Source organism: Mycobacterium sp. IDUB_19 (assembly GCF_055419445.1).
This window is the reverse complement of sequence record NZ_JBVAXR010000175.1, coordinates 1-956: the sequence shown is the minus strand read 5'-3', so window position 1 is coordinate 956 and position 956 is coordinate 1. Positions and strand designations below refer to the sequence as shown.

Annotated in this window: 1 protein-coding gene and 1 pseudogene; both read left to right on the top strand. The window is 62.8% G+C overall.

Annotated features, from left to right (window positions below; genetic code table 11):
* The first annotated feature begins 178 nt into the window (after nucleotides 1-178).
* Entirely contained in the window at nucleotides 179-754 is a 576-nt protein-coding gene (locus ACZY0B_RS27735) for a DUF4389 domain-containing protein (protein ID WP_463767421.1), read from the top strand.
* Nucleotides 751-956, top strand: a pseudogene (locus ACZY0B_RS27730) (class I SAM-dependent methyltransferase); the annotation flags it as partial. The gene ACZY0B_RS27735 and the pseudogene ACZY0B_RS27730, both read left to right, overlap by 4 nt.

Sequence of the window (956 nt, the reverse complement as noted above, 5' to 3'; positions counted from 1 at the left end):
TGATGCCGGATCGACTGCACACCTGGGCATTGACCAAGTTCGTGCGATCGACCAGCCACGCCCGGATCACCGCGCAGATCGATCGCGATCTCGCGGCGGCAACTCCTCTTGCGTCGTACGCACGGTGACCAGCACCAGAATCGTCGAGAGCGAATCGGCCCACACGCCGCTCGATCCCGTGCGAGTACGAGGCGATTTCGACGCGCCGTCGCGCTGGCTGTGGCTCGTCAAGTGGTGCGTGCTGGCCGTGCCGCACTATCCGATCCTGATACTTCTTTATCTGGTGTATCCGTTTCTGACTGTCGCGGCCGGCGCCGCGATCCTGTTCACCGGCCGGTATCCGCGCCCGCTCTTCGATTTCAATGTCGGCGTGCTGCGCTGGTCCTGGCGAGTCATGAATTACCGGTTTCCGATGAACAGCACCGACAAATACCCCCCCTTCACGCTGGCCGCCCGGCCCGACTATCCGGGCGACCTCGACGTCGAATACCCCGAGCGCCTTACGAATTGGGCCGTACTGGTGAAGTCGTGGCTGTTGGCAGCCCCGCAGATACTCCTGTGCTGGGCGCTGGAGCCACTACTGCAGGTGCTCACCGTGATCGCGGCGGTCGCGTTGTTGTGCACCGGGGCGATCCCGCAGGGGATGTTCGATCTTCTGATGGGCATCGTGCGCTGGCGCTACCGGGTGGCGGTGTATGTATCGTTGATGCGTGATGAGTACCCGCCGTTCCGCATGGACCTAGGCAGCAGATAACGCCCGGAAATCCGTTATTTCCCTACATATATCGCCTCGGCCAGCCGTTCTTCGACAGCCTGTTCTACAACCGGTATCGCCGAGACGCGATCGCTCACGCGACCGGCCGGCTGCTGATGTTGGGTCTCGGACCGGGAACCGACTTGAAGTTCGTCCCTCCCGCGGTGACCTCGATCTCCGCGGTGGAGCCGGTGGCCACATT